The sequence below is a fragment of the Negativicoccus succinicivorans genome (assembly GCF_018373335.1).
Taxonomy (GTDB): Bacteria; Bacillota; Negativicutes; order Veillonellales; family Negativicoccaceae; genus Negativicoccus; species Negativicoccus succinicivorans_A.
Window position 1 is genome coordinate 1 of the sequence record NZ_JAHAHH010000067.1, and the last position, 7,283, is coordinate 7,283.

Below are 7,283 nucleotides of genomic sequence, written 5' to 3' on the forward strand. Positions count from 1 at the left end.
TCACGCTTTTCTCGGCATCAATGGTGAAAGTCTTGGACTGAGTGTATCACAGATCCGCGTAGTGCTGATATAAAAGCCAGGTTTTACGGAACTTATACTGGATGCCGAGGTCATGAAGCAGTTCGTTGAATCTTCTTCCGCCCATGCCGTAATCCTTTGCAATCTGCGTAACCGGAACCGTGTTCCTGTTCTGCAGAATCAGGTCATAGTAGCTTGCCTTCGGTTTAAGTTCCGCAATCTGCTGATTCTGAATGGCCGTAGTAAGTTCCAGTTCTTTTCTGCGCGTTCTCTCTTCCTTTAATTGAGTAAGCGCGGCAATGGCGAGATCAGGATTCTCTAACATCTCATCAATCGCATACATGCCATGTCTTCGGATTGCCGGAAGGATCTCAGACGTCACCCATCTTTTGAACTTCCTCGCCTTTGGAAGCTGACTGCGCAGGATAAGGCTATAAAGACCGGATTCGTTGATAATGTACATTGCACGATTCTGACCTGAGTCGGTGAAACACCGAGTCAGCTTATCCTCTTCGTCCACATGCCTTTTAAGGGCATCGGATGTGTCTCGGTATCCGAGAATCTCCGCCACATCCTTGCCAACAAAGAAAGGCTCACTATCAATAACTGTTGCGCGTACGGAGCCAAACTCCGCATTAGTGAAAATTTGTAATTCATTCATGAGAATTACCTCCTTAAATTTTTTACGGAGGACGTTATTGCCTCCTAAGTGGTAGCCTTGGGCGGCGATTAAATCTGACGGTTTTTATAATTTTCTCTAAGTTTTTCTTTGCCCGCTTCAGCTTCTGCGTGATGTTGTTTTCATCCGCTCCTATGCGAGCGGCGTAGTTGCGAATTGATTCATCATTTAAATAAACTGCTATAAAGGCATCGGCCCATTCCGGCTTTTTGACCAGAATCTTACGCACCCACCGGCATACGGCTTCATAATCTTCTTTCTTTTCGTGTTCTATTTCGTATTTGCGGAAAATGCGCTCATCCGCGACTTCGTCCATTAATGGTTTGGATGAATTGATCTCATCCTCGATGCCGTCTTTTCCGGGCTGCGCCTTGCTGTAGCCGCGATGGCGGTCAAACTTGTGCCAGTTGTTGTATTCAGGCCTATTGAACTGCTCATTCCATTCGCCCTGGATCATCTTCTCCCGCTGCGCTTGGGTAAACCCTTCACCTTCAAGTGCCAAGCTGACCTAAAGCTGCTCGGTGGCCTCTGCGTCCAGGTTGATGGTCTGGACAGTGTTGTCGTAACGAATCTCTAATTTCATTTCTACGTTCCTTTCCGTCCTCGGTCACGGACGATGGAACGCAGAAAGAGCCTGTGGTGAAGATGGCCACAGACTCCTGAAAATCCGAAAATGGGCGCAGGAAATCAACGGTGGGTGCATCTTCATTTCCGGAGCGATCTTAACCGCCGCCTGAACTCTCTATGCATCCCATCGCCCTATGGCCATCTCGGACTAATGAGATTAAAATGTGTCTATGTATAACCGCAGTGCGGCTGATACCTTTTTGTAAGCATCGCCCCTACTTCTTACCGGAGAAATCAACCCCCCGGAGTGCAATGCTTATCGTGAACATGCCCGTAAACGCAAAAAAGCCGGAGCCATCTACTTAGCCTTTTGGCTTAAATAGATAACTCCGGCTGTCAGTTCCTCGGTTGGTTACGGGACTACTTGCGGTAGTTTCTGTTACTTGGAGGGTGTCTGTGAAGCGTCTTCAATCGCCGCCTCCACCTGATACACCATGTCCTTCCATGAAATCGTTTGCTTCTTATTGTCTTTGCCCTTGCTCTCAAGGGTCACATTGTCACCGTCAACGATGACTTTGCAGAACAGCGGCGGTACCCGCTTGCTGCTATGCAGGTCTCGTACCGGACGTTCTATCATTCAGGCCGCCCTCCCTTCACGTAATTGCTGATCAGCTGATGAACTTTCGGGGACAGCTTGGCGTCAAACTCCGAACTTTCTACATGATCGTACAGCTTCTTTGCTCCTTCCTTTAGTGACCCGAACGCGTCATCACTTGTATAAAAGACTTTCTCCCAGCACCACCTGCCGTCATCTTCCCAGACAAAGATAAAGTCATAACCTGACAGATTCTCTTTGTCGGCGGATTTGTACGGAATGATCGCAAGGTCTTTCTTTCCTTCAAAGCACTCAAGTGATACGATGTCCGCCGCGAGGATCCACTTTACATCCGGATTCAGATGGTTGGGATGATATACCACTGTCTCATCCTCTTCTTCGGTTATCAGCCCCATCTCCTTGTAGCGGTCGTGCAGTACGATCATCACGCCTCCTTCGGATTCCCAGGCGAAGAAGTTGTCGCGCGTGTCTTCATAGAGGCGTTCAAGGAACCGCTCAAGCAGGTCAGTGTTTGTGTGAGCGATCCACATCTCGGTTTCCGTCAAGGTTTTTATATCTGTTTCAAACAGACATGCAATCTTCCAGACGACATCGATACTCATCTTCTTTTTGGAATTTTCTTTTATTGTCCGGGAAAGGTATCCGGCGCTGATACCGATCGTATCTTCCAGTTCTCCGACACGCATGCCATGTTTCTTGGCAAGGTATACAATGTTATTCGCAAGGGTACTGCTGTCGAACTCTCCCAGGGATTCCGCATATTCGTGGATGTAGTCGATCTGCTCCTGCAGGAGACTGTCATATCCGCTGGAATCTTCATCGTGCATGAGTCCGCTGATATGTGTTTCCAGGGCAGACTTCACTTCGAATGCCTGCATCAGTTCTTCTATATTTTCCGGTTCGACCAGCTTATACTCCGTTCCATAGAGATCAAAGCGACCTTCCATGTATTCATCGTATTGACGGGACATAATAATCCTCCTTTCATTTGTACCGTTATTATAACATTTGAACCGTTAAACATCAATGGTTCAATTCTTTTATACTACCTCAAAGAAGAAAGCCTGACGGATGCAGGCATAGTTCCCCCTTGGAGTCCTTCCTTGGAGTCCTTCCTTGCATCCGCCAGGCTTTGGTCGCTATGTGATCAGCATGCGCCGATTTGCTCAGTGCGAATCTTTCTGTTTTTAATTCTGATGACGATTATTTTGCCGCACCGGGGACATTTTATTTCGATCAACCCTACGGTCTCTGGCGATAGCTCAAATAATCGTTTGTTCTTACAACATGGGCAGGCTACCTGAACTGCTTCCTTTATCACTCGCTAACACCATCTCCTGTCACTCACCGATGTCTATTTTAGGCTTGACAAAGGGTATTAGTTTCGGACCAACTGTGAGCGTTCCGGGTTTTAACCCCATAATATCTTCGAGGTCTTTCTGATCCAGATAGATCCCGTACTCATGGAAAGCCTGCATCATTTCTTTGGCGGTAAGATAGTCTCCGTCAAACAACACGTCCACTGCCCCCTGGAAAATCGTGCTGTTTAATTTGCCCGGCGTATCTCCGGGCTCTCTTGTCCGCCACCCTTTAGCGGAAACCGTTCTCATCATATATTGGAATTGGTTAGCAGTAATCAATCCCAGCTGACAGGCACGGTACATCATCGCCTGCATCGATACGCCCCATTTTTTTCTGAGCGATCGATAGAACTCAACGTTCGTGGCATACGGCGCTACATCTTTCCCGAATGCTTCCCTGGGTAGGAGCAGCGCACTTGCAAACATATTCGCCTGTTTTTCGAGTGCGTTAAACTCATCCTTGCTCAGGCTATCGTTGCTGTCATCCCAGTTATGCATGAGGATATGTCCCAGTTCGTGAGCCATATCAAATCGCAGCCTTACGTCAGGCTTTTCCCCGATAGCGAGTGCGACAACGAATACCGTTCCGTGATTCTGAACATTGATACGCTGACTGAAGGCATCAATCTTCTCATCAACGTTCTTAAATCCGGTCACGATGATACCATTGGACTCAAGCAGGTACTGCATGTTGTCGATCGGACCCATGCCGATTTTCCAATGCTTTCTTACCGTACTTGCTATCAGTTCGATCTGTTCAAGGATCTCTTCAGAATCTGCATCAAGCAGATTATCCGTCCCGCGGAAAAACACAGGCGGCAGATTACGCTCCGGAAAGTCCACATAGTTAAGCAGCACTTCGTAAACCTTGGCCACATACTCCAGTTTCATTTTCTGCGAATTTTGCATCAGCTTGGACGCCGATGCCTGCGATCTGAAATATGTGTTATCCGTTGCCGTAGTACACAGATCCTCCGTCATAAAAAATTCAAACGGGAAGTCTAATGCCTTCGCTATCTTTACCACGTTCTCGTAGGGAGGATTGTTTTCCCCGTTTGCATATAAAGACAGCGACTGTTTGCTGATATCGATTTGTTTTGCCAGTTCGGTCATTCTCATGCCCCGGAACTGCAATGCGTCTTTTAAACGCTGTCCGTTAAATCTGTTGTTATCCATTTTCGCCAAAAGCAGTTAGACCTGCTTTTTCTCCTCTAATTTCTTTGCTGATATTTTTGTTTCCTGCTGCGGCGCAGCATCATTTTTCTTCTTCAGTCCGGGTTTAACAGAAACAAGATTATGAGCGTCCTTCTTCTGCTCCTTCTCTTCCTGCCTTGTCAGTTCGCCGAAATCAGGCTGCAGCAGACTGGTAAGCGGGTATTCCTTTGCCGTCTGGCAGTCCTTATCCAGAATCCTCATGGCGATGGAAGTGATGTTGTAATGCGCCGCTTCGTAAACAATGACAAGATGAAGATAGTTATCGTCAAACGTCAGGTCATCGTCCATGATCTTCTGGTAGTCTTCCTCATACTCCTCATCCGAAAATTCCGTTATCACTCCAGGCATAAATTCCGAAAGATCCATTTGCTTGTACGGAGCTTCCACATCTGCGTTCTGGATATGCAATATAGTCTGAAGATAATGGGGAATCCGCCTGTTTGGTTTCTTCGGGATGCTCTCCAGTGTCTGCTTTGTGCAGATCGTGTATGTCACGCTGTTCTCCCGGTCAATCAGAAGGCATCCGACCCAAGCTGAACGGTTAAAATATTTCAGTTCCACCGTTTCCGATGCCACGCTGTCACGAAGATTAGTGTTGATATTGTCCGCGCGCATCAGCCGTACTGCATTATTCGTGGCTTTGTCCGTTGACATCAGGTACTCTCTGATATCCTCGCCGCAACCCTTCTCTACTGCCTTTACAATGCGTGTCAGAAGGGGTTTCATCTTATCGATCTTGATTCTGTTGAACATTATTTTCCTCCATAGAAAAATCCGTACTTTCATTTTACGCGAAAATACAGATTTGTCAAGTTTGGCTTCTTTATATTTTTGTTTTGACAAGCATTATTTTCTCGACATTCAATTCAGTCAATCACAATCCAAGCATTTTGATATCCAGCTTCCTCCCCGACAGGTAATGGTCATAGACCATATCTGCCGGAAGGAACCGGACCTTTATGTTCTGCAGTCCTAGGCTCGAAAACATCTCCATTGATACCTCGCTGTGGTCCTCTATCTCACAATTTTCAGTAGGCATCAGAAAACAGTTTTTCACATCGGAAAAACCATGACCGTTAATGAACTTCTGATACGCCAGTTGATAAAGGTACTGCTTTGTCACGGACTCTATTCCCGGCTGTCCCTCCAACGATCAGCCTGCTTATGGCAATATCCTCGGAACCCCTTGATTTCAAGCCTATTCTATACTGTTTAGTCCTTCACTCGTGACATCAAACAGACAGTCTCCACATGCGTGGTGTGCGGGAACATGTCGACTCATTGCTTAATTATCAACCACTCCATCTTTTTCAGGATATTTTTATGATTCGGGTCTTCTCTATATATTAGTTTGCTATAATGAAATTAGATATGAAAGGAGCTTGTCATGGACAAAATTTTGATCGGTAAAGGGAATACGGAAAATTATATTCTTTTAAATAAAATGAATCGACACGGACTGATCAGCGGCGCTACCGGAACCGGCAAAACCGTCACGCTAAAGGTGCTTACGGAAGGTCTCTCTGACGCCGGGGTTCCGACCATTCTTGCGGATGTGAAGGGCGATCTTGCGAATATTTCAAAGCCCGGCGCGATGAATGACAAGTTAAATTCGAGACTTGAAGAACTTGGTATTCCTGATTTTGATTTTAAAAGTTATCCTGTGAATATGTGGGATGTCTACGGCGAAAAAGGTATTCCTCTTAGAGTTACTGTTTCTGAGATGGGTCCTCTTATGCTCGCAAATATTTTGGAGCTTAACGATACGCAGACCGGGGTTTTAAATATTATTTTCAAAGTTGCCGACAGCGAGGGTCTTCTGCTGATTGATCTAAAGGATCTTAAACAGGTGATCAATTTCGTCGGTGATCATAGGGACGAGATTAGTAAGACCTACGGCAATGTGGCCGCGCAAAGTCTCTCTGCCATTTCCAGAAAACTTTTGTTTATTGAAGATGCCGGCGGCGATCTGTTCTTCGGCGAGCCTGCGATCGATATCGGCGACCTTATCAGAACAGATGCAAGCGGCAAGGGTGTGGTCAATATTTTAAATGCCACGAAGCTGATTTCAAATCCGCTTCTCTACTCCATGCTTCTTCTGTACTTGCTTTCGGAAATCTATGAAAACTTCCCCGAGGTTGGAGATTTAGACAGACCTAAGCTTGTCTTCTTCTTTGACGAAGCGCATTTACTGTTTAACAACACGCCAAAAGTTTTGCAGGATAAAATTATTCAAGTGGTTCGTCTCGTGCGCAGTAAAGGGGTGGGCGTATTCTTCATCACACAAAATCCTCTCGACGTGCCGGAATCCGTTTCGTCACAACTATCCAACCGAATCGTGCATCAACTGAGGGCGTATTCTCCAAAGGAACTGAAGGCGATAAATGCTGTGGCTGACACATTCCGACAGGATGAATCCATGGATATCAAAGAAGAAATCATAAATCTCAGGACCGGTGAAGCATTGGTTTCATTTGCCGATGAAAGCGGCGCGCCAACCGTGGCAGACAAGGCGCTGATCCTTCCGCCCCACTCATCCTTTGCGACACTAACCGATGATGAGTATAGATCCTTGGTTAATTCCTCGCTTCTTTATACAAAGTACAAGGAATCCATCGACAGAGAATCCGCTTACGAAGTTCTTTTAAAAAGAATCGAAAAAGAAAAGTTGGAAGCTGAAAAAGAAAAATCAGAAGCCGAAAGACAGAAAGAACTTGAAGCGCAAAGAAAAGAACTCGAAAGAGCACAGAAGTCCGGCCGCAGCCAAAAGTCTTATATCGATAAAGGCATCGACTCCATGCTCGGCACCATTACGAGAACCATTGGT

8 protein-coding genes are annotated in these 7,283 nt (G+C 46.2%); 1 reads left to right on the forward strand and 7 read right to left on the reverse strand.

Annotated features, from left to right (window positions below; translation table 11 throughout):
* Positions 1-46 precede the first annotated feature (46 nt).
* From KH813_RS05475 to KH813_RS05505, 7 genes are all read right to left on the reverse strand, one after another.
* A complete protein-coding gene (locus KH813_RS05475) occupies positions 47-679 on the reverse strand; it encodes a phage antirepressor KilAC domain-containing protein (protein WP_303994259.1) in 633 nt (210 codons plus the stop codon).
* A 34-nt stretch (positions 680-713) separates the two neighbouring features.
* Complete coding sequence (locus KH813_RS05480; RefSeq protein WP_303994262.1) at positions 714-1,199, reverse strand: sigma-70 family RNA polymerase sigma factor; 486 nt, start codon at positions 1,197-1,199, stop codon at positions 714-716.
* A gap of 504 nt (positions 1,200-1,703) precedes the next feature.
* Positions 1,704-1,901, reverse strand: coding sequence for a hypothetical protein (locus KH813_RS05485; RefSeq protein ID WP_303994265.1), 198 nt, complete (start codon positions 1,899-1,901; stop codon positions 1,704-1,706).
* Positions 1,898-2,851 (reverse strand): helix-turn-helix domain-containing protein, encoded by a 954-nt coding sequence (locus KH813_RS05490; RefSeq protein WP_303994267.1) that lies wholly within the window; start codon positions 2,849-2,851, stop codon positions 1,898-1,900. The genes KH813_RS05485 and KH813_RS05490 overlap by 4 nt, the downstream gene beginning before the upstream one ends.
* A 369-nt stretch (positions 2,852-3,220) precedes the next feature.
* A complete protein-coding gene (locus KH813_RS05495; protein WP_303994280.1) occupies positions 3,221-4,417 on the reverse strand; it encodes an XRE family transcriptional regulator in 1,197 nt (398 codons plus the stop codon).
* 15 nt (positions 4,418-4,432) lie between these two features.
* The gene (locus KH813_RS05500; RefSeq protein WP_303994270.1) at positions 4,433-5,209 is read right to left on the reverse strand and encodes a DUF5986 family protein; all 777 of its coding nucleotides are present in this window, start codon (positions 5,207-5,209) and stop codon (positions 4,433-4,435) included.
* Between the two features lie 121 nt (positions 5,210-5,330).
* On the reverse strand, positions 5,331-5,606 hold the full coding sequence (locus KH813_RS05505; protein WP_303994273.1) for a hypothetical protein: 276 nt from the start codon (positions 5,604-5,606) through the stop codon (positions 5,331-5,333).
* A gap of 237 nt (positions 5,607-5,843) precedes the next feature.
* On the opposite strand from KH813_RS05505, the gene KH813_RS05510 reads away from it, so the two are divergent.
* Positions 5,844-7,283: helicase HerA-like domain-containing protein (locus tag KH813_RS05510; protein WP_303994277.1), on the forward strand; the 1,440-nt coding region annotated here is incomplete at its 3' end.

Coding starts and splice junctions, on each gene's coding strand:
- KH813_RS05500 (WP_303994270.1), bottom strand. CDS start 5,209: ATGTTCAACAGAATCAAGATCGATAAGATGAAACCCCTTCTGACACGC.
- KH813_RS05475 (WP_303994259.1), bottom strand. CDS start 679: ATGAATGAATTACAAATTTTCACTAATGCGGAGTTTGGCTCCGTACGC.
- KH813_RS05490 (WP_303994267.1), bottom strand. CDS start 2,851: ATGTCCCGTCAATACGATGAATACATGGAAGGTCGCTTTGATCTCTAT.
- KH813_RS05485 (WP_303994265.1), bottom strand. CDS start 1,901: ATGATAGAACGTCCGGTACGAGACCTGCATAGCAGCAAGCGGGTACCG.
- KH813_RS05495 (WP_303994280.1), bottom strand. CDS start 4,417: ATGGATAACAACAGATTTAACGGACAGCGTTTAAAAGACGCATTGCAG.